We start from the raw sequence: 18,739 nt of genomic DNA on the forward strand, positions 1-18,739 counted from the left end.
GCGGCTCAGCGGTAGGACAGGCCCATTGCGTCGCGCACTTCGCGCATGGTTTCCTGCGCCAGTGCCCGGGCCTTGTCGCAGCCGGCGAAAACGATGTCGCGCACCAGCTTCGGATTGTCAATGTACTGCTGGGCGCGTTCGCGCATCGGCTCCTGTTCCTTCAGGATGCCATCCAGCACCGGCTGCTTGCATTCGAGGCAGCCGATGCCGGCGGAGCGGCAGCCTTGCTGCACCCACTGCTTCGTCGGCTCATCCGAATAGACCTTGTGCAGCTGCCAGACCGGGCATTTTTCCGGATCGCCCGCATCGGTGCGGCGCACCCGCGCCGGGTCGGTCGGCATGGTGCGAACCTTCTTGATCACCGAATCCCGGTCTTCGCGCAGCGCGATCGTATTGCCGTAGCTTTTCGACATCTTGCCGCCGTCGAGGCCGGGCAGCCTGGATGCCTCGGTCAGCCGCACCTGCGGCTCGGTCAGGATCATCTTGCGCTTGCCTTCGAGGTAACCCTGCAGGCGCTCGCGGTCGGCGGCGGACAGGCTCTGCGAGCCGGCGAGGATGGCCCTGCCCTGCTCCAGCGCCTCATGGCTGCCCTGCTCCAGGTAGGCGGTGCGAAATTCGGTGAACTGCTTGCCCTGCTTGCCGGCCAGCTTCTTCACCGCTTCCAGCGCCTTTTCCTCGAAGCCCTTTTCCTTGCCGTAGAGATGATTGAAGCGGCGTCCGATCTCGCGCATCATCTCGATATGCGGAATCTGGTCCTCGCCCACCGGCACCAGGGTGGCGCGGTAGATCAGCACATCGGCCGCCTGCAGCAGCGGATAGCCGAGGAAGCCATAGGTGGCGAGATCGCGGTCGGCCAGCTTCTCCTGCTGGTCCTTGTAGGTCGGGACCCGCTCCAGCCAACCCAGCGGCGTCACCATCGACAGCAGCAGATGCAGCTCGGCATGCTCCGGCACCCGGGACTGGATGAACAGGGTGGCCTTCTCGGGATCGACGCCGGCGGCGAGCCAATCGATCACCATTTCCCAGGTGCTGCTTTCGATGATGCTCGGATCGTCATAGTGCGTCGTCAGCGCATGCCAGTCGGCGACGAAGAACAGGCAGGGCAATTCCGACTGCATCTTCACCCAGTTCTTGAGCGCGCCGTGGTAATGGCCGAGATGAAGTGCGCCGGTCGGACGCATGCCGGATACAACGAGATCTGATTGCATAAAAGGTCAGCGGAAGAGGAAGTTCAGGGGCGAAACGAGAAGCGAGAGCGCCGACTGGGCGGCCAGCATCACCGGCATCATCCAGAACGACAGCACGTTGAGCATCACCAGGCCCATGACGATGAAAAAGCCATAAGGCTCGATCTGCGCGAACTTGTAGGCGGCGCGGTTCGGCAGCAGGCTGGTGAGAATGCGGCCGCCGTCGAGCGGCGGCACCGGAAAGAGGTTGAAAGCGAACATCACCAGGTTCGACAGGATGCCGGCGCGCGCCATCCCGGTGAGGAAGGGTTCATTGACATTCGTGGCCGACAGCGTGATGGCGAACACCATCCACAGCAGCGCCTGGAAGAAGTTCATCGCCGGGCCGGCCAGAGCAACCCAGGCCATGTCCCGCTTCGGGTTGCGCAGGTTGCGCCACTCCACCGGCACCGGCTTGGCATAGCCGAACAGGAAGGCGCCGCTGGTGGCGACGTAGAGGATGAGCGGGATGACGATGGTGCCGAAGGGGTCGATATGCCGCATCGGGTTCAAGCTCATGCGGCCTTGCACATAGGCGGTGGCATCGCCGAAATACTTGGCGGCGTAGGCGTGGGCCGCCTCGTGCAGCGTGATGGCGAAGATCACGGGCAAGGCGTAGACGGCGATCGTCTGGATGATTTCATTCATGGGCGCATTCTATCAGAGCGCAATCGCGAGCCATGCCGGCTTGCAGGGTGAAAGCAAGGGGTTACAGGCCGAAGATGGCGGCGTCTCCCCTGCCCTGACGCAGCAGCTCCGGCTCGTCGCCGGTGAGGTCGATCACTGTGGTCGGCTCCAGGCTGCAGGCGCCGCCGTCGATGATGAGCTCGATCTGCCGCTCCAGCCGGTCGCGGATCTGGTCGGCGTCGGTGAGCGGATCCTCCTCGTCGGGGAGGATCAGGGTGGTGCCGATCAGCGGCTGGCCGAGTTCCTGCAGCAGCGCCTGGGCGACGGCATTTTCCGGCACGCGCAGGCCGATGGTCTTGCGCGAGGGATGGCTGAGGCGGCGCGGCACTTCCTTGGTCGCTTCCAGGATGAAGGTATAGGGACCGGGCGTGGCCGACTTGAGCATGCGGTACTGGCGGTTGTCGACTCGGGCGTACTGGGCGATCTCGCTCAGGTCGCGGCACAGCAGGGTCAGGTGGTGCTTGTCGTCGACCTGGCGGATGCGGCGCAGGCGCTCCACCGCGTTCTTGTCGTCGAGGTGGCAAACCAGCGCATAGCAGGAGTCGGTGGGCAGGGCCACGATGCCGCCGCCGTGGACGATCTGGGCGGCCTGCTTGATGAGGCGAGCCTGGGGGTTGTCGGGATGGATCTGGAAAAATTGGCTCATGAAAAGAAAAGCGGCGGCGGTTCCTGTGAACCGCCGCCGCCGAAACAGGGTTTAGTGGGCGCCGCGCAATGCAGCGATGCGCTCCTCGATCGGCGGGTGGGTCGAGAACAGCGCCGCGAAGCCGGACTGGCCGCCGTTGATGCCGAAGGAGCGGAAATTCTGCGGCATGCTTTCCGGAGCCGCCAGTCCGCCAAGGCGGGCCAGCGCCTTCACCATCGGCTGCGGCGTGCCGAGCAGCCTGGCGGAACCGGCGTCGGCACGGAATTCGCGGTAGCGGGAGAACCAGGCAACGATGATGGATGCCAGGATGCCGAACAGGATCTCGCAGACGAAGACGGTGATCATGTAGCCGAAGCCGGGACCGCGGTCATCGTTGTTGCGAAACACGGTCTTGTCGATGAGGTAGCCGACCACCCGTGCCAGGAAGATGACGAAGGTGTTGACCACGCCCTGGATCAGGGTGAGCGTCACCATGTCGCCGTTGGCGACGTGGGCGATCTCGTGGCCGAGCACCGCTTCCACCTCATCCTTGGTCATGCTCTCCAGCAGGCCGGTCGACACGGCGACCAGGGCCGAGTTCTTGAAAGCGCCGGTGGCGAAGGCATTCGGCTCGCCATCGTAGACGGCCACTTCAGGCATGGCAATGCCGGCGCGATCGGCGAGGCGGCGCACGGTATCCACCAGCCACAGTTCGGTGGATGAGGACGGCGCATCGATCACGCGCGCGCCGGTGGACCATTTCGCCATGGTCTTGCTCATCAACAGTGAAATGATGGAGCCGGTGAAGCCGACCACCAGCGAATACACCATCAGGGTGCTCAGATTCAGCCCGTTGGCCGTCAGGTAGCGGTTAACGCCGAGCAAGGACAGCACGACCGACAGCACCACCATGACAGCGAGGTTGGTCAGGATGAACAGGAAAATTCGTTTCATGCGGAGGTCTCCTTTTTAGGTGCGCCTCTAAGATATGGTTCTTTCAAGAAAATTCAAGGGTAATGCGACAGCCTGCGCCGATGGCTGGCATGTCAAACCTTCCAGTCGCTCCATACCGGCTTAAGGTCAGCCGGCAACGGCGGCAGCCTGCCGAGGTCGACGCGCGATTCGCCCGGCGCGTGGAAGTCCGAACCGCGCGACGCCAGCAGGCCATACTGCCGCGCCACTCGGGCATAGATTTCGTACTCGTCCGGCGTGTGGCTGCCGGTGATGACTTCCACACCGGTTCCGCCGAGGCGCTTGAATTCATTGAGGAAGACGTCCCGTTCCAGATCGTTGAAGTCGTAGCGGCCGGGATGGGCGACGATGGCCACGCCGCCAGCGCCGCGTATCCATGTCACCGCCTGCTCCAGCGTGGCCCAGCGGTGGGGCACATAGCCGGGCTTGCCTTCGATCAGGTAATTGGCGAAGACCTCGGCCGTGTCCTTGCAGGTGCCGGTCTCGACGATGTAGCGGGCGAAGTGGGTGCGGGAGATGAGGTCCGGGTTGCCGACGTACCTGAGCGCGCCTTCGAAGGCATTCGGAATGCCGACCGCCGCCAGCTGCGCTGCCATCTCGTGCGCCCGGCGTTCGCGGCCGGAACGGGTCATTGCCAGTCCCTGGATCAGCGCTTCGTTTTTCTCGTCGATGCCGAGACCGACGATATGCACCGTGCGGCCGGCCCAGGTAATGGAAATCTCGACGCCGGGAACGAAGCCCATGCCGAGCGACTGCGCAGCCTCCCGCGCTTCGGGGATGCCGTCGACCTCGTCATGATCGGTCAAGGCCCAGACTTCGACGCCGTTGCGATGAGCGCGCGCCGCCACTGCCGATGGCGACAGGGCGCCATCGGACACATAGGAGTGCGAATGCAGGTCGACATTGGATGAAGGCAAGTTGGGTCTCCGTAAGGCGGTGCTCCGGCGTCATTCGCCACAGGGTCGTGACGAAACTGGTGCCTGGAAAAGCGATGCCTGATTACTCACTATTGTACGTGGATAGCGGATTTCAATGCGCCAAACTCATGCCCGGCTTGCCGCCACAATTCAGGCCAGAAATTCCTCGATCGCAGAGGCGAGAATCTCCGGCTGATCGTGGTGCAGCATGTGGCCGGCATCTTCCACCATCAGCGTACGTACGTCCTGAATCATGGCGATGCGGCGATCGATCTCGGCCCGCGCCTGGTCCTTTGGTCCCATCCAGCGCCAAGCGGTCGTATCGTCCGCTTCCACCCAAAGCACCGGCGCGGTGATGCCGCGCCAGCAGGCCAGCACCTCCTCCACCCGGTAGAGGATGGGATTGACGCGCTTGTGCGCCGGGTCGGCCAGGAGTCGCCAGCTGCCGTCGGCGTTTTCTGCCGCCCAATAGCCGGACAGGAACTCGGCCCGCTCCGGCGTCAGACGAGGATTGTTTTTGCGCAGGCGCTGTGCCACCTCGGCGCGGCTGGCATAAGGCCGAAGCGCCGGATCCTGCTTCAGCTCATCCAGCCATTCCCGATAGCGGGCCGGCGCCTTCTCGGGCGCCGCCGCCGGGAGGCCGAAGCCTTCGAGGTTGATCAGGCGACGGATGCGCTCCGGCCGCACGCCCGCATACAGCGTGACGACATTGCCGCCCATGCTGTGGCCGAGCAGGTTGACCGGTTCGGCGCCGGCGCAATGGTCGAGGATGGCGTCGAGGTCGCCGAGGTAGTCCGGAAACCAGTAGCTGTCGGCAGCCGGCGTCTCGGTCAGTCCGAAGCCGCGCCAGTCGGCGGCGATCACATGCCAGTCGCGGCGCAGGCAATCGACCACGAATTGGAAGGAAGCGGACATATCCATCCAGCCGTGCATCATGAAGAGCTTGGGCGCGCCTTCGCTGCCCCAGTGACGCAGGTGATAACGGAGGCCGCGGACCATGATAAATTCTGAACGTGATGGTTTCATGATGATGGAATGCGCTGCGATGAGGTAGCGGATCTGATTGAAATTCGCCAATTAATAGAACGATCGTTCGATAATTATACCGGAGACCCCATGCCTTCCCCGCGTCCCGCAATTACGCCTTTCCCGACCACACCGTGCGCCGACCGGTATGAAGCGCTGTACCAGGAATTTCGCTGGCAGGTGCCGGACGACTTCAACATCGCTGATGTCTGCTGTGTGCGCTGGGCGAACGACGCCGACCGCATCGCCATTCATTACGAAGACGAGAGCGGCGCTACCGGCATCCTGACTTATGCCGATCTCCATGCGCAAGCCCTGCGCTGCGCGGGCGCCCTGCGCACGCTCGGCGTCGAACGCGGCGATCGGGTCGCCCTCATCCTGCCGCAACGGCCCGAAACCGCGGTCGCGCACATGGCATGCCATCTCCTGGGCGCCGTCGCCATGCCGCTGTCCATCCTGTTCGGACCCGAGGCGCTCGAATACCGCCTGCAGAACAGCGACGCGGTGGTAGCGCTGGTCGATGCCGCCGGCATCGCCAACCTGGAGGAAGTGCTGCCCGCCTGCCCGGCGCTGAAGGCTGTCGTCGCACTGGACGATGTCGGCGGCGGCCACCATGGCTGGGAAGGATTGCTGGCGCAGGCCGAACCGCTGCCGCAAGCCGTGGGCACCCGGGCCGACGATCCTGCGGTGCTCATCTACACCAGCGGCACCACCGGCTCCCCCAAGGGAGCGCTGATCCCGCACCGCGCGCTGATCGGCAACCTGACCGGCTTCGTCGCCTCGCAAAACTGGTTCCCGCAGGAAGGCGACGTGTTCTGGTCGCCGGCCGACTGGGCATGGACCGGCGGACTGATGGATGCGCTGCTGCCGACGCTGTATTTCGGCAAGCCCATCGTCGGCTACCGCGGCCGCTTCTCCGCCGACACCGCCTTTCACCTCATGCAGAAATATGGCGTGACCAACACCTTCCTGTTCCCGACGGCGCTGAAGATGATGATGAAGGCCTGCCCCGCGCCTCGGGAAAAGTATCAGCTGAAGCTGCGCGCCATCATGAGCGCCGGCGAGGCGGTCGGCGATGCCGTGTTTACCTGGTGCCGCGATGCGCTGGGCGTGGTGCCGAACGAGATGTTCGGCCAGACCGAGATGAACTACATCGTCGGCAACAGCGCCCGGCAATGGCCGGCCAGGCCCGGCAGCATGGGCCGGCCCTACCCCGGCCACCGGATCGCGCTGATCGACGATGCCGGCCAGATGGTGCCGACTGGCCAAGTCGGCGAGGTGGCCGTGTGCCGCACCGACATCCACGGTCATCCCGACCCGATCTTCTTTCTCGAGTACTGGCGCAATCCAGAAGCGACGCGCAACAAGTTCAGCGGCGACTGGTGCCGCACCGGCGACCTGGCGCTGATGGATGAGGAGGGCTATCTCTGGTACCAGGGCCGCGCCGACGACATGTTCAAGGCCGCCGGCTACCGCATCGGCCCGTCCGAAATCGAGAACTGCCTGGTGAAGCATCCGGCGGTGGCGAACGTGGCGGTCGTGCCCAAGCCCGACTCGGAGCGCGGCAACATCGTCAAGGCATTCGTGGTGCTGACGCCGGAAACACGGCGCGGCGCCGAGGCCGAGGCCGCCCTGATCGCAGAACTGCAGGCTCATGTGCGCGGCAAGCTGGCGCCCTACGAATATCCGAAGGAAATCGAATTCATCGATGCGCTGCCGATGACGACCACCGGCAAGGTACAGCGCCGGGTCCTGCGCCTGCTGGAAGCGGAACGCAATCGGGGCGCCCGCCGGGAAGCCGCTCCGGCCTGAAGACCCCGGATTCAGGCGCGCCTATTTCTGCGCATCCTTGCGCGCGTTGTCGGCCTCCGCCTCGCGCGCTTTCTGCTGCATCTTCTCGCCGGCGTTCTTCATTCCCTCGCCGGCCTTGTCTGCCAGCTTGTTCAATTCATCGCCGGCGCGGGAGGCGGCCTTGTCGATCTGCTGGCCGGCCTTCTCCGCCGGGCCCGGGCCCGAGGCGGTATCGGTTTTCTGGCAGGCGCATAGCGCCACTGCTGCCAGCATCGCGCCGGCCGTGAGTGCGTCTCTCAAGCTCATTTTCTCCCTCCATGTTCATGCTGGCCGAACACCTTCGGCCCCTGGATGAAAGACCATCGCGGGAGATCAAAGTTTCCTGACAGGCAAGGCGTCAAGCCTTGGCGCCGTCGAGTTTGAGCAGCCGGTCGAGTTCAGCTTCGGTGAATCCGGCCGCCCTGCGCGCCTGGATGTTGAACGGTCCGCGCAATGCCGGCGCCTTGTAGCGCTGCGCGAGGTCGGCATAGGCGGCCAACGGATCCAGGCCGCGCTGCTCGCAAAGCCAGTTGAACCAGCGATTGCCGATGGCCACATGGCCGATTTCGTCGCGCAGGATGATGTCGAGGATGCGCGCCGCATCCATGTCGCCGGCCTGGGCCAGCTTGGCGCGCACCGGCGGCGAGGCATCCAGGCCGCGCGCCTCCAGCGTGCGCGGCACCAGCGCCATGCGCGCCAGGATGTCGGCGGCGGTCTTGTGCGCCATGTCCCACAGGCTGTTGTGAGCCGGGAAATCGCCGTAGTCGTAGCCCAGCGTCTGCAGATGGGCACGCAGCAGCGAAAAGTGCAGCGCTTCCTCCGCCGCGACTCTCAGCCAGTCGGCATAGTAGTCGGGCGGCATGCCGTCGAAGCGGGCGATCGCATCCAGCGCCAGGTTGATCGCATTGAATTCGATATGGGACAGCGCATGGATCAGGATCGACCGGCCTTCGAGGGTATGCATCGCGCGCCGCTTGACCGACAGCGGCGGTACCAGCATCGGGCGCTCGGGCCGGCCCGGCAACGCTTCGTCGCAATGTAGTCGCAAGGCAGGCTGCAGATCGATCCTGCCGTCGGTCCAGGCAAGGCTCAGTTCGGCCACGCCGTCGGCCTTGTCGCCGGCATCGCGGCACGCCAGCCAGTGCAGCGCAGCCTGGCGCAGTTCTGAGGGAGCTTTCATGGGAGTAATCAGGGACCGGAGCCAGTGCCGGCATCCGATGAACGGTAGAATGTGAAAACCAAACAACTCATTCTACGAAAAACCATGGCCATCTACCAACTCGGAGACAACACCCCCGACGTCGATTCTTCCGCCTATATCGCCGAATCCGCTGCCGTCATCGGGCGGGTGAAGATCGAGGCCAATGCCAGCGTCTGGTTCGGCGTGACCATCCGCGGCGACAACGAGCTGATCAGCATCGGCGAGAACAGCAACGTGCAGGAAAACACCGTCGCCCATACCGACCCCGGCTTTCCGCTCACCATCGGCAAGAACGTCACCGTCGGCCACCAGGCGATGCTGCATGGCTGCACCATCGGCGACGGCTCGCTGATCGGCATCCAGGCGGTGCTGCTGAACGGCGCGAAGATCGGCCGCAACTGCCTGGTCGGCGCCGGCGCCCTCGTCACCGAAGGCAAGGAATTTCCCGACAACTCCCTGATCATAGGCACACCGGCCAAGGTGGTGCGTACGCTTACCGACGAGGAAGTCGCCAAGCTTCGCCGCAACGCCGACGGCTATGTGAAGCGCGGTCAGATCTTCCGGGAGCAATTGAAAAAGATTGGTTGATTGATGGATACGCTGCAAAAATTCATGTTCGAAGACTCGGCCGTGCGCGGCGAGCTGGTCGAGATTTCCGAGACTTGGCGACAGGTCCAGTCGCGGCAGACCTATCCCGAACCGGTGCGCAACCTGCTCGGCGAAATGCTCGCCGCCGCCGCCCTGCTGTCGGCCAACCTGAAGTTCAACGGCACCATCATCATGCAGATCCATGGCGACGGCCCGGTGCGCCTGCTGGTGGTGGAATGCGATGCGGCCCTGCATATGCGCGCCACCGCCAAGCTGGATCCCGATGCCTCACTGCGCGGCGACGAGAGCGTGATAGAACTGGTGAACGTGAGCGGCCAGGGCCGTTTCGTGATCACGCTCGATCCGAAGGACAAGCTGCCCGGCCAGCAGCCCTATCAGGGCATCGTGCCGCTCGACGGCGGCTCGGTGGCGGAGATCATCGAGAACTACATGCTGCGTTCCGAACAGCTCGATACCAAGCTGTGGCTGGCGGCCGACCGCCAGGTGGCGCGCGGCATGCTGCTGCAGAAGCTGCCGCGCGAAGGCGGCATCGGCGGTCCGACCGACGATGTCGACACCTGGAACCGCACCGTCATGCTGGGCGATACGCTCAAGCGCGATGAGCTTCTGGAGACCGATATCGCCACCCTGATGCGCCGTCTGTTCTGGGAAGAGACCATCCGCGTATTCGACCCGCGCCATCCGGAATTCCACTGCACTTGCTCGCGCGAGAAAGTCGGCAACATGCTAAAGATGCTCGGCAGTGAAGAAGTGGAATCGGCGCTGCAGGAGATGGGCAAGCTGGGCATCGACTGCGACTTCTGCGGCCAGCACTATGAATTCGACGCGGTCGACTGCGCGCAGCTGTTCGCCACCGATCTCACCGGCAGCGCCATCCGGCCGCCAGGCAGCGTCCGGCACTGACAGTCCGGCCCCCCCGGCCGGCTCGATCAGCCTTGGCAAAAAAAAGCCCGCATTGAGCGGGCTTTTTTACAGGCGTCACTTCTTGTTCGGCGGCGGCGCGGCGCTCGATATGTTGAGCGGCTGGCCATTATTCTCCAGGATCTGGACGAAGACTTCGCCCTCCTTGATCATGCCGAGTTCATAACGCGCCCGCTCTTCGATGGCTCCCGTGCCTTCCTTCAAATCCATGACTTCGGAATTGAGCTTGGCATTGCGCGCCCGCAGTTCGTCGTTCTTGCGCTTCGCGGCTGTTACTTGGCCGTCGAGATCCCAGACGCGCAGCCAGCCGCCCTTCCCCAACCAGAGCGGATATTGGACAAGCAACAACAGGGCGAAGAGACTCAGGATGATCAGGCGCATGGCACTATGCTACACCGGGAATGCCTTCCGGGCCGATCGGAAATCGACCCGAAAAACAGGCTTATTTCAGGTTGTAGAAAGCGTCGCGGCCGGGGTAGGTGGCGATGTCGCCCAGGTCTTCCTCGATGCGCAGCAGCTGGTTGTATTTGGCCATGCGGTCGGAACGCGACATGGAACCGGTCTTGATCTGCAGCGCATTCAGGCCGACGGCGATGTCGGCGATGGTGCTGTCCTCGGTCTCGCCCGAACGGTGCGAGATCACCGCGGTGTAGCCGGCGCGCTTGGCCATCTCGATGGCGGCGAAGGTTTCGGTCAGCGTGCCGATCTGGTTGATCTTGATGAGGATCGAGTTGGCCACGCCCTTCTGGATGCCTTCGCGAAGGATCTTGGTGTTGGTGACGAACAGGTCGTCGCCCACCAGCTGCACCTGCTTGCCCAGGCGCTGCGTCAGCGTCGCCCAGCCCTCCCAGTCGTTCTCCGCCATGCCGTCCTCGATCGAGATGATCGGGTACTTGTCGCACCAGGTCGCCAGCAGGTTGGTGAAGTCGGCCGACGACAGCTGCAGGCCTTCGCCGTCGAGGTGGTACTTGCCATCCTTGTAGAACTCGGAGGCGGCGCAGTCCAGGCCGAGCGCGATTTGGGTGCCCGGCTCGTAGCCGGCCTGTTCGATGGCCTGCAGGATCAGCTTGATCGCGGCTTCATGGTTTTCCACGGAAGGCGCAAAGCCGCCTTCGTCGCCGACGGCGGTGGTCAGGCCCTTGTCGTGCAGGATCTTCTTCAGCGCGTGGAACACTTCGGCGCCGTAGCGCAGCGCTTCGCGGAAGGTCGGCGCACCCACCGGAATGATCATGAACTCCTGCAGATCGAGGTTGTTGTCGGCATGGGCGCCGCCGTTGATGACGTTCATCATCGGCACCGGCATCTGCATGGAGGCGGAGCCGCCGAAATAGCGGTACAGCGGCAGGCCGGCTTCTTCGGCGGCGGCCTTGGCCACGGCCATGGAGACGGCCAGCATGGCATTGGCGCCGAGGCGGCTCTTGTTCTCGGTGCCGTCGAGATCGATCAGGGTGCGGTCGAGGAAGGCCTGTTCATTGGCGTCCAGGCCCATGATGGCTTCGGAGATTTCGGTGTTGATGTTCTCGCAGGCTTTGAGCACTCCCTTGCCGAGATAGCGGCTCTTGTCGCCATCGCGCAGTTCGATCGCTTCGCGCGAACCGGTGGAGGCGCCCGACGGCACGGCGGCGCGGCCCATGACGCCGGACTCCAGCAGCACGTCGCATTCCACGGTCGGATTGCCGCGCGAGTCGATGATCTCGCGGCCGATGATGTCAACAATTGCACTCATTTCAATCTCCCAAAGCAAATAGAATTCTTGTCGCCGCGCGGCAGGCCGGCGCGGCTGGTGGCGGTATGCGCAGCGAGGCGCGCGGCCTTCTTATGAAAAGTCGTTTTCGGCGAAACCGGCTTCCTTGACGGCCCGGTCGAGTTTAACCAGCGTCTCCAGCAGGTTCTTGATGCGCGCCAACGGCACGGCGTTGGGGCCATCCGACTTGGCTTCGGCCGGATTCGGATGGGTTTCCATGAACAGGCCGGCGATGCCGACCGCAACCGCGGCACGCGCCAGCACCGGCACGAATTCGCGCTGGCCGCCGGAAGAAGAGCCCTGGCCGCCGGGCAGCTGCACCGAATGGGTGGCGTCGAACACCACCGGGCAGCCGGTCTCGCGCATGATCGCCAGCGAGCGCATGTCGGACACGAGGTTGTTGTAGCCGAAGGATACGCCGCGTTCGCAGGCCATGAAGTTGTCTTCGGGCAGACCGGCTTCGCGGGCCGCGTCGCGCGCCTTGTCGATCACGTTCTTCATGTCGTGCGGCGCGAGGAACTGCCCCTTCTTGATGTTCACCGGCTTGCCCGACTGGGCGCAGGCGCGAATGAAGTCGGTCTGGCGGCACAGGAAGGCCGGCGTCTGCAGCACGTCCACCACCGCCGCCACCAGCTTGATTTCGTCGATCTCGTGAATGTCGGTCAGCACCGGCACGCCGATCTCGCGCTTCACCGTGGCCAGGATCTCCAGGCCCTTCTCCATGCCGAGGCCGCGGAAGGATGTGCCGGAGGACCGGTTGGCCTTGTCGAACGAAGACTTGTAGATGAAGGGGATGCCGAGCTGACTAGTGATTTCCTTCAGTTGGCCGGCGGTGTCGAGCGCCATCTGCTGCGACTCGATCACGCACGGGCCGGCGATCAGGAAGAACGGCTTGTCGAGGCCGACTTCGAAGCCGCAGAGTTTCATGCTGCCTTCCTTTGCGATGCGCTTTGCTTGTGGGCCAGCGCCGCCTTGATGAACGAGATGAACAGCGGATGGCCGTCGCGCGGCGTGGACTTGAACTCCGGGTGATACTGCACGCCGACATACCACGGATGGGCATTCTCGCCGGCGCGCGGCATTTCCATGATCTCGCACAGGTCTTCGGTCGGAGTGCGGGCGGCAACCACCAGGCCTGCTTCCTCGATGCGATCCAGGTAGTGATTGTTCGCCTCGTAACGATGACGATGACGCTCGGTCACGACCGCGCCGTAGACTTCCGACGAGATGGTGCCCGGCTTGACGGCGCAGGTCTGGGCGCCCAGGCGCATGGTGCCGCCGAGGTCGGAATTGACGTCGCGGCGCTCGACCTTGCCGTCATGGTTCTGCCACTCGGTGATGAGGGCCACCACCGGTTGCTCGGTATCCGGATCGAACTCGGTGGAATTGGCCTTGGCCAGACCGGCCTTGTGGCGCGCGAATTCGATCAGCGCGACCTGCATGCCGAGGCAGATGCCCAGGTAAGGCACCTGGGATTCGCGGGCGAAGCGGGCGGCGGCAATCTTGCCTTCCACGCCGCGCTTGCCGAAGCCGCCCGGCACCAGGATGGCATCGTACTTCTTCAGGTTCGCGGTGCCCTTGGCCTCGATCTCTTCCGAGTCGATGTACTCGATGTTGACGCGGCTCTCGGTATGGATGCCGGCGTGGCGCAGCGCCTCGGTCAGCGACTTGTAGGACTCGGTCAGGTCGACATACTTGCCCACCATGCCGATGGTGACTTCGTTCTTCGGATTCTCCAGCGCATGCACCAGGCGGTTCCAGACCGACAGGTCGGCGGGCTTGGCGGACAAGCCGAGCTTCTCGCAGACGATGGCATCCAGGCCCTGGTCGTTCAGCATCTGCGGGATCTTGTAGATGGTGTCCACGTCCCAGACCGAGATGACGGCGTCTTCCGGCACATTGGAGAACAGGGAAATCTTGGCGCGCTCGTCGTCCGGAATACGGCGGTCGGCGCGGCACAGCAGCGCGTCCGGCGAGATGCCGATCTCGCGCAGCTTCTGTACGCTGTGCTGGGTCGGCTTGGTCTTGAGCTCGCCGGCGGAGGCGATGTACGGCACCAGGGTGAGGTGCACGAAGGCGCTGCTGTTGCGGCCCATGCGCAGGCTGAGCTGGCGCGCGGCTTCCAGGAACGGCAGGGATTCGATGTCGCCGACGGTGCCGCCGATCTCCACCAGCGCCACGTCGAAGCCCTCGGCGCCGCGGTGGATGTACTCCTGGATCTCGTTGGTGATGTGCGGGATCACCTGCACCGTCTTGCCGAGATACTCGCCGCGGCGTTCCTTGCGGATCACGGATTCGTAGATCTGGCCGGTGGTGAAGTTGTTCACCTTGCGCATCTTGGCGGTGATGAAGCGCTCGTAGTGGCCGAGGTCGAGGTCGGTCTCGGCGCCGTCGTCGGTGACGAACACCTCGCCGTGCTGCATCGGGCTCATGGTGCCCGGATCGACGTTGATGTACGGGTCGAGCTTCAGGAGGGTGACTTTGAGGCCGCGCGATTCGAGGATGGCAGCCAGAGATGCGGCGGCGATTCCCTTGCCCAGGGACGACACGACGCCGCCAGTGACGAATACAAACTTGGTCATTGCTGAATGTGCCGGACGGCACTTGCGGGAAATTCAAATTATACCCCAAACCGTCCGCGGGCCGTCTTTTGGGAAATTTCCGGTCCGTTCAGGAAATCGGGACGATGCGGCGAGGCTGGGGCGGCGCTCAATGGGTATAGGAAAGGATCAGGCGCAGATAGTTCTGGCTGCCGAAGGAATTCGGCAGGTCGCGGATTTCGTTGCTGCGGCGGACCACGCCGACCATTGCCTCGAACGGCCCCTGCAGCCAGGCCACGCCGGCTTCCGCCTCGCCCACCAGCCGCTTGGGCGCCACGGTGTGGGGATTGCCGGAAGAGAAATAGCCGCCCTGCAGGCTGGCGTTGTAGCCGACCCAGCGGCCGTCCAGGCGCAGGTAGCCATGCAGCGTGGGCTGGTTAGGCAGCAGGTTCAAGCGCCCTGCCCGCGCCAGCACGCTGAAGCCGGCGTCGGTGTAAATATTGCCTAAACGACCCTTGATGCTGGGAGTGACATCGAGGAACGGGGCGGGCGTCCACCGCATCGGCGCCACCTCCCCGTGCAGCACCACGCCCACTTCATTGCGCACCTGCCTGCTCCATGCCTGCGGCAGCGGCTGGTTCAGGATGCGGTGCAGCGTGTTCTGGGTGCGCTCGCCGCCAGCGCAGGGACCGAGGCAGCCAACATCGACGCCGACCCGGGCATGGCTGCCATCGGCGGCATGGCGTTCGCTGAAGACGCCGGCATACAGCCACGCGGCATACGGATGGTCGGGCGGGCCCACCCGCGCCGGCGGCAGCTTGATGTCGGAGGCGGTGTACAACTCCTGGCCGACGCGCCAGCCGCCTCTCACCATGCCGCCCGCGGTGCTGGCAGTCCACTGCTGGGTGTAGCGCAGCCCGCTCGTGTAAAAGCCGTCGTCGCGCTTCAGCAGCAGGGAGTCGTTGTCGATTTCTGCCGCATGCGTCGTAATTCCGGCGGCATGGGCCTGGCGAAAGTCGTCGACCACGCCGGCGGAGGCGTCGAAAGGGAGCGCGGACAGGGCCGCAAAGCTGGCGGCCGCGACGGCCGCCCCTGGATTAAGCTTAAGCATCATCGGATGTCCTGTTCAAACGCCAAGCAGGGAACGGATCATCGCATGCACCGCATTGGCGGCGGCGGCAGGCGACTCCATGGGAAACAGATGCCCGCCGGGCACCTGCTGGAAATGGCGGCCGACCAGCTTGCGGGTGGCGGCCAGGCCTGCCTGGCGGCACTCCGCCGAATCCAGGCCGCCGATGAAGCCGACCGGCACCGGGAAGCCGCGCCGGGTGATGGCGCCGAGATGATCCGGCAAGGTGCGGTACACCATGTTCTCGGTCTCGCGGGTGAAGCGCAGGGTTACGCCCTGCGGATGCGGCTTCAGCCCATGCGCGATGTAGTCTCGCAAGACGTTCTGGTCCCAGGCGGCGAACATCGGCTTGGCGGCGTAATGACGATAGGCGGTCTCGGCATCCGGGAACACGTTGCGCCGGCCCTGGGACGCCTTCGCCGGCGGAAACCGGCGGTCCAGTCCGCCGCGCTTGGCGAAGCGAAGCAGCAGCGCGCGCCAGCCGGCGACTACCGGGGAATCCAGCAGCACCACGCAGCGCACCAGCTCCGGCCGGGCTTTGGCCGCCATCAGGCTCAGCATGCCGCCCATGGAGTGACCGACGAGGATCACCGGCTGCGGCGTCTGCATCGCGGCCTGCCGCTCCGCCATGTCGTCCAGCAGTTCGCGCGCCAGCGCCGACCAGCCGTTCTGCACCGGATAGCGCGGGTCGTGCGCATGCATGTCCAGCGCCTGGATCTCGAAGTGGCGCCGCAGATGGCTGAAGAACTGGTGATAGGTGCCCGCGGGGTAGCTGTTGGCATGCACGAATTGAAGAACGGGGCGGTCCATGTGTGGCGCAAGGTGTCGATTGTTGTTGGCGACTGGCATTTTAGAGCCTGTTCAGCGCCTGCGCACAACAACCGGCGACCTCATCTATCGTCCGTGCCAGTACCGCGCCTGCTCGCGGCGGTATTCGCTTACCTGGAGTTCCTTGCCGAAGCGAAGGCTGATGGCGCCAGACTCGTCGCTGCGCAGGCGCCGGATGCCGTACCGGCCATAGCGCTCATACACCTCCGCCTTGGGATGGTTGTAGCGGTTGCGATAGCCGACCTGGAACAGCGCGATCTCCGGCTTCACCGCTGACAGAAAGGCGGCGGTGGACGAGGTGCCGCTGCCGTGATGCGGCGCCAGCAGCACCGTCGCTTCAAGGCGCTCCCTTGCCCCCTCCAGCAATTCGGCTTCCTGCACCGCCTCGATGTCGCCCGGCAGCAGCAGCGACCGGCCGCCCCGGCTGATGCGCAGGGTGCAGCTGCGCGCATTCGGCTTCCACTTGACGCTTTCGTAGATGGAGGCGGACGGATGCAGCATCTCGAAGCGCACGCCATCCCACTCCCAGGTTTGCCCGGCGAGGCAGCGTTCATGGCGCGGACTGGCTTGCACGATCGCGTTGTGAGGCGGCAGCGAGGACGATACCCAATCCACCCGCAACTCACGCAGCAGCGACAGCGCGCCGCCGGAATGGTCATTGTCGCTGTGGGATACGACGATGCCATCCAGCGCCTGGATGCCCCGGCTGCGCAGATAAGGCAGGATGACGCGATTGCCGCCGTCCGACTCGCCCGAATAGGCAGGACCGGTGTCGTACAGCAAGCGGTGCCCGTTGGTCTCGATCAGCACCGCCATGCCCTGGCCGACATCGAAGGCAGTGGCCCAGAATTCACCGGCGGCAGGCCGTGCCGGCGCCTGCAGCAACAACGGCAGCCAGGTCAGCACGCCCAGCCAGCGCAGCGGCCAGCCGCGCGGCGCGAGCAGCCACAGCATGCCGATGCAGGCCAGGGCAAACATCCACCAGGCAGGCGCAGGCGCCGACCAAACCGCCATCGGTGTATCGACCAGCCAGGACAAGGCCTGCGCCAGCCAGGCGACCAGCGCATGCGCCGCTTGCAGCAGCCAGGCGCAGAGCGGCGCCGGGAGGATGCTGCCCGCCAGCGCCAGCGGCGTCACCAGAAGGCTCACCAGCGGAATGGCGATGGCATTGGCCAGCGGGCTGATCAGCGATATCTGCGAGAACAGCAGCAGGGTCAGCGGCACCAGGCCGACGGTGACCGCATACTGCGTATGGGCGGCGCTGCGCAAGATGCGCCGCCAGGCCGGCGCATCGTTCGCATGGCCTTCATTGATGCGTCCCACCGACGCATAGAGAATCACCGCCACCGCGCCGAAGGACAGCCAGAATCCCGGCCACAGCACGGCCCAGGGGTCGAACAACAGGACCACCGCAAGCGCCAGGCACAGCACATGGGACACGCTGACGATGCGGCCGCTCCACATCGCCAGCGCCACCACTGACAGCATGTAGAGGGTGCGCTGGGCCGGCACCCCGAACCCGGCGAGCAGAACGTACACCAGAGCGGCCAGCGCGCCCGCCAGCGCCGCCACGCTTTGCGCCGGCAGCAGCAGCGGCAGGCTGGCGCGGGTGAAGAAGGAGCGCCGCCACAGTGCTGCGGCGAACGCCGCTGCCATGCCCGCCACCATGGTGATGTGCAGTCCGGAGATCGATATCAGGTGGCCGATGCCGCTGCGCGTGAAGAGCTTCCAGTCGTCGCCATCGAGCCCGCGCTGGTCGCCAATGACCAGCGCCACGATGACCGGCGCATAGCGCTTCCCTTCAAGGGCATGCTCGATGCGGTCGCGCAGCCAGCCGCGGCTGCGTTCGACCAGGGTGCCGAACCCGGCGACGAAATCATCATGCCTGCGGTTGGGAGAGGTAGCCGACGACGGTCGCACATAGCCGACTGCGCGCTGTCCCTGTTCCAGCATCCAGGCTTCATAGTCGAAGCCATCCGGGTTGGCATTGCCATGCGGTCGCCGCAGGCGCACCGTCAGCTGCCAGCGCTCGCCCGGCTTCAGATGCGGCACCGCTTCCCCGGGCCGGCCGCGAAATCCGCCATACCAGGCGAGCGCCAGGTTTTTCGGCAAGAGCGAGGGATCGGCGCCGGCCTGCACCGCCTCCACGCGAAAGTTGAAGCGAATGCCGTCCTCGAAGCGAAACGGAAGGCTGGAGACGATGCCGGTGACGCGGACATCCTTGCCTTCCACGTCCAGCGGCAAGCCTTCCGACAGGCGCCATTGGGCGAGGCCGGCGGCCCAGGCAAAGCCGAACACGAGGCCGGCGAGCAGGCGGCAGACCGCCCCGGCCCAGCGGCGTTTTTTGCCCAAAAATCCTGAGAGGATGAACAGCAAGAGGAAAGCCGCCGCCAGCAGACACGCCTCGGAAAGCGTGGGCAAGCGGGCCTGCCGCTGCAGCAGAAACACCCCCATCGTCAACCCGATGACGGCGCTGCGCATGGA

General features: G+C 64.8%; 18 protein-coding genes. 3 read left to right on the forward strand and 15 right to left on the reverse strand.

The window, feature by feature from the left end; translation table 11 throughout:
- Window positions 1-5: 5 nt before the first annotated feature.
- From CHB88_RS03710 to CHB88_RS03735, 6 genes are all read right to left on the reverse strand, one after another.
- Window positions 6-1,208: a tryptophan--tRNA ligase gene (locus tag CHB88_RS03710; RefSeq protein WP_089397966.1), complete on the reverse strand. Its 1,203-nt coding sequence runs from the start codon at window positions 1,206-1,208 to the stop codon at window positions 6-8.
- 6 nt (window positions 1,209-1,214) lie between these two features.
- Complete coding sequence (locus CHB88_RS03715) at window positions 1,215-1,874, reverse strand: site-2 protease family protein (RefSeq protein WP_089397967.1); 660 nt, start codon at window positions 1,872-1,874, stop codon at window positions 1,215-1,217.
- A gap of 61 nt (window positions 1,875-1,935) precedes the next feature.
- A complete protein-coding gene (locus CHB88_RS03720) occupies window positions 1,936-2,559 on the reverse strand; it encodes an L-threonylcarbamoyladenylate synthase (RefSeq protein ID WP_089397968.1) in 624 nt (207 codons plus the stop codon).
- 51 nt (window positions 2,560-2,610) lie between these two features.
- The gene (gene htpX / locus CHB88_RS03725; protein WP_089397969.1) at window positions 2,611-3,492 is read right to left on the reverse strand and encodes a protease HtpX; all 882 of its coding nucleotides are present in this window, start codon (window positions 3,490-3,492) and stop codon (window positions 2,611-2,613) included.
- Between the two features lie 92 nt (window positions 3,493-3,584).
- Entirely contained in the window at window positions 3,585-4,427 is an 843-nt protein-coding gene (locus tag CHB88_RS03730; protein WP_089397970.1) for a 3',5'-nucleoside bisphosphate phosphatase, read from the reverse strand.
- Window positions 4,428-4,577: 150 nt separating this feature from the next.
- Entirely contained in the window at window positions 4,578-5,453 is an 876-nt protein-coding gene (locus tag CHB88_RS03735) for an alpha/beta fold hydrolase (protein WP_089398468.1), read from the reverse strand.
- A 90-nt stretch (window positions 5,454-5,543) separates the two neighbouring features.
- Here CHB88_RS03735 and CHB88_RS03740 point away from each other — a divergent pair, with 90 nt between their 5' ends.
- Window positions 5,544-7,265, forward strand: a complete 1,722-nt coding sequence (locus CHB88_RS03740; RefSeq protein ID WP_089397971.1) for an acetate--CoA ligase — start codon at window positions 5,544-5,546, stop codon at window positions 7,263-7,265.
- Window positions 7,266-7,286: 21 nt separating this feature from the next.
- Here CHB88_RS03740 and CHB88_RS03745 read toward each other — a convergent pair whose 3' ends face one another.
- Together CHB88_RS03745 and CHB88_RS03750 are read right to left on the reverse strand one after the other, a co-directional pair.
- Window positions 7,287-7,544, reverse strand: a complete 258-nt coding sequence (locus CHB88_RS03745) for a hypothetical protein (protein ID WP_143131107.1) — start codon at window positions 7,542-7,544, stop codon at window positions 7,287-7,289.
- A 97-nt stretch (window positions 7,545-7,641) separates the two neighbouring features.
- Window positions 7,642-8,463, reverse strand: coding sequence for a ferritin-like domain-containing protein (locus CHB88_RS03750; protein ID WP_089397973.1), 822 nt, complete (start codon window positions 8,461-8,463; stop codon window positions 7,642-7,644).
- An 84-nt stretch (window positions 8,464-8,547) separates the two neighbouring features.
- On the opposite strand from CHB88_RS03750, the gene CHB88_RS03755 reads away from it, so the two are divergent.
- The gene (locus CHB88_RS03755) at window positions 8,548-9,072 is read left to right on the forward strand and encodes a gamma carbonic anhydrase family protein (protein WP_089397974.1); all 525 of its coding nucleotides are present in this window, start codon (window positions 8,548-8,550) and stop codon (window positions 9,070-9,072) included.
- Window positions 9,073-9,996 carry an Hsp33 family molecular chaperone HslO gene (gene hslO / locus CHB88_RS03760; protein WP_176442303.1) on the forward strand — a complete coding sequence of 308 codons (924 nt, stop codon included), beginning with the start codon at window positions 9,073-9,075 and terminating at the stop codon, window positions 9,994-9,996.
- 75 nt (window positions 9,997-10,071) lie between these two features.
- Here hslO and ftsB read toward each other — a convergent pair whose 3' ends face one another.
- The 7 genes from ftsB to CHB88_RS03795 form a co-directional block, all read right to left on the reverse strand.
- Window positions 10,072-10,395, reverse strand: coding sequence for a cell division protein FtsB (ftsB, locus tag CHB88_RS03765; RefSeq protein WP_089397975.1), 324 nt, complete (start codon window positions 10,393-10,395; stop codon window positions 10,072-10,074).
- A 61-nt stretch (window positions 10,396-10,456) separates the two neighbouring features.
- The gene (gene eno, locus CHB88_RS03770; RefSeq protein WP_089397976.1) at window positions 10,457-11,740 is read right to left on the reverse strand and encodes a phosphopyruvate hydratase; all 1,284 of its coding nucleotides are present in this window, start codon (window positions 11,738-11,740) and stop codon (window positions 10,457-10,459) included.
- 90 nt (window positions 11,741-11,830) lie between these two features.
- Window positions 11,831-12,685, reverse strand: coding sequence for a 3-deoxy-8-phosphooctulonate synthase (gene kdsA / locus CHB88_RS03775; RefSeq protein WP_089397977.1), 855 nt, complete (start codon window positions 12,683-12,685; stop codon window positions 11,831-11,833).
- Complete coding sequence (locus tag CHB88_RS03780; protein ID WP_089397978.1) at window positions 12,682-14,340, reverse strand: CTP synthase; 1,659 nt, start codon at window positions 14,338-14,340, stop codon at window positions 12,682-12,684. The genes kdsA and CHB88_RS03780 overlap by 4 nt, the downstream gene beginning before the upstream one ends.
- A 127-nt stretch (window positions 14,341-14,467) precedes the next feature.
- On the reverse strand, window positions 14,468-15,412 hold the full coding sequence (locus tag CHB88_RS03785; RefSeq protein ID WP_245844725.1) for a lipid A deacylase LpxR family protein: 945 nt from the start codon (window positions 15,410-15,412) through the stop codon (window positions 14,468-14,470).
- Window positions 15,413-15,424: 12 nt separating this feature from the next.
- The gene (locus CHB88_RS03790; RefSeq protein WP_089397979.1) at window positions 15,425-16,237 is read right to left on the reverse strand and encodes an alpha/beta fold hydrolase; all 813 of its coding nucleotides are present in this window, start codon (window positions 16,235-16,237) and stop codon (window positions 15,425-15,427) included.
- An 84-nt stretch (window positions 16,238-16,321) separates the two neighbouring features.
- Window positions 16,322-18,736, reverse strand: a complete 2,415-nt coding sequence (locus CHB88_RS03795) for a DNA internalization-related competence protein ComEC/Rec2 (RefSeq protein WP_089397980.1) — start codon at window positions 18,734-18,736, stop codon at window positions 16,322-16,324.
- Between the last annotated feature and the right edge of the window lie 3 nt (window positions 18,737-18,739).

Source organism: Noviherbaspirillum humi (genome assembly GCF_900188095.1).
Lineage (GTDB): Bacteria > Pseudomonadota > Gammaproteobacteria > Burkholderiales > Burkholderiaceae_D > Noviherbaspirillum > Noviherbaspirillum humi.

What these genes read in the sequence shown, in the direction of transcription:
- CHB88_RS03780 (WP_089397978.1), bottom strand. Translation starts at nt 14,340, where the DNA reads ATGACCAAGTTTGTATTCGTCACTGGCGGCGTCGTGTCGTCCCTGGGC.
- eno (WP_089397976.1), bottom strand. Translation starts at nt 11,740, where the DNA reads ATGAGTGCAATTGTTGACATCATCGGCCGCGAGATCATCGACTCGCGC.
- CHB88_RS03715 (WP_089397967.1), bottom strand. Translation starts at nt 1,874, where the DNA reads ATGAATGAAATCATCCAGACGATCGCCGTCTACGCCTTGCCCGTGATC.
- CHB88_RS03740 (WP_089397971.1), top strand. Translation starts at nt 5,544, where the DNA reads ATGCCTTCCCCGCGTCCCGCAATTACGCCTTTCCCGACCACACCGTGC.
- CHB88_RS03785 (WP_245844725.1), bottom strand. Translation starts at nt 15,412, where the DNA reads ATGATGCTTAAGCTTAATCCAGGGGCGGCCGTCGCGGCCGCCAGCTTT.
- kdsA (WP_089397977.1), bottom strand. Translation starts at nt 12,685, where the DNA reads ATGAAACTCTGCGGCTTCGAAGTCGGCCTCGACAAGCCGTTCTTCCTG.
- CHB88_RS03735 (WP_089398468.1), bottom strand. Translation starts at nt 5,453, where the DNA reads ATGAAACCATCACGTTCAGAATTTATCATGGTCCGCGGCCTCCGTTAT.
- CHB88_RS03750 (WP_089397973.1), bottom strand. Translation starts at nt 8,463, where the DNA reads ATGAAAGCTCCCTCAGAACTGCGCCAGGCTGCGCTGCACTGGCTGGCG.
- htpX (WP_089397969.1), bottom strand. Translation starts at nt 3,492, where the DNA reads ATGAAACGAATTTTCCTGTTCATCCTGACCAACCTCGCTGTCATGGTG.
- CHB88_RS03710 (WP_089397966.1), bottom strand. Translation starts at nt 1,208, where the DNA reads ATGCAATCAGATCTCGTTGTATCCGGCATGCGTCCGACCGGCGCACTT.
- CHB88_RS03755 (WP_089397974.1), top strand. Translation starts at nt 8,548, where the DNA reads ATGGCCATCTACCAACTCGGAGACAACACCCCCGACGTCGATTCTTCC.
- CHB88_RS03795 (WP_089397980.1), bottom strand. Translation starts at nt 18,736, where the DNA reads ATGCGCAGCGCCGTCATCGGGTTGACGATGGGGGTGTTTCTGCTGCAG.
- CHB88_RS03790 (WP_089397979.1), bottom strand. Translation starts at nt 16,237, where the DNA reads ATGGACCGCCCCGTTCTTCAATTCGTGCATGCCAACAGCTACCCCGCG.
- ftsB (WP_089397975.1), bottom strand. Translation starts at nt 10,395, where the DNA reads ATGCGCCTGATCATCCTGAGTCTCTTCGCCCTGTTGTTGCTTGTCCAA.
- CHB88_RS03720 (WP_089397968.1), bottom strand. Translation starts at nt 2,559, where the DNA reads ATGAGCCAATTTTTCCAGATCCATCCCGACAACCCCCAGGCTCGCCTC.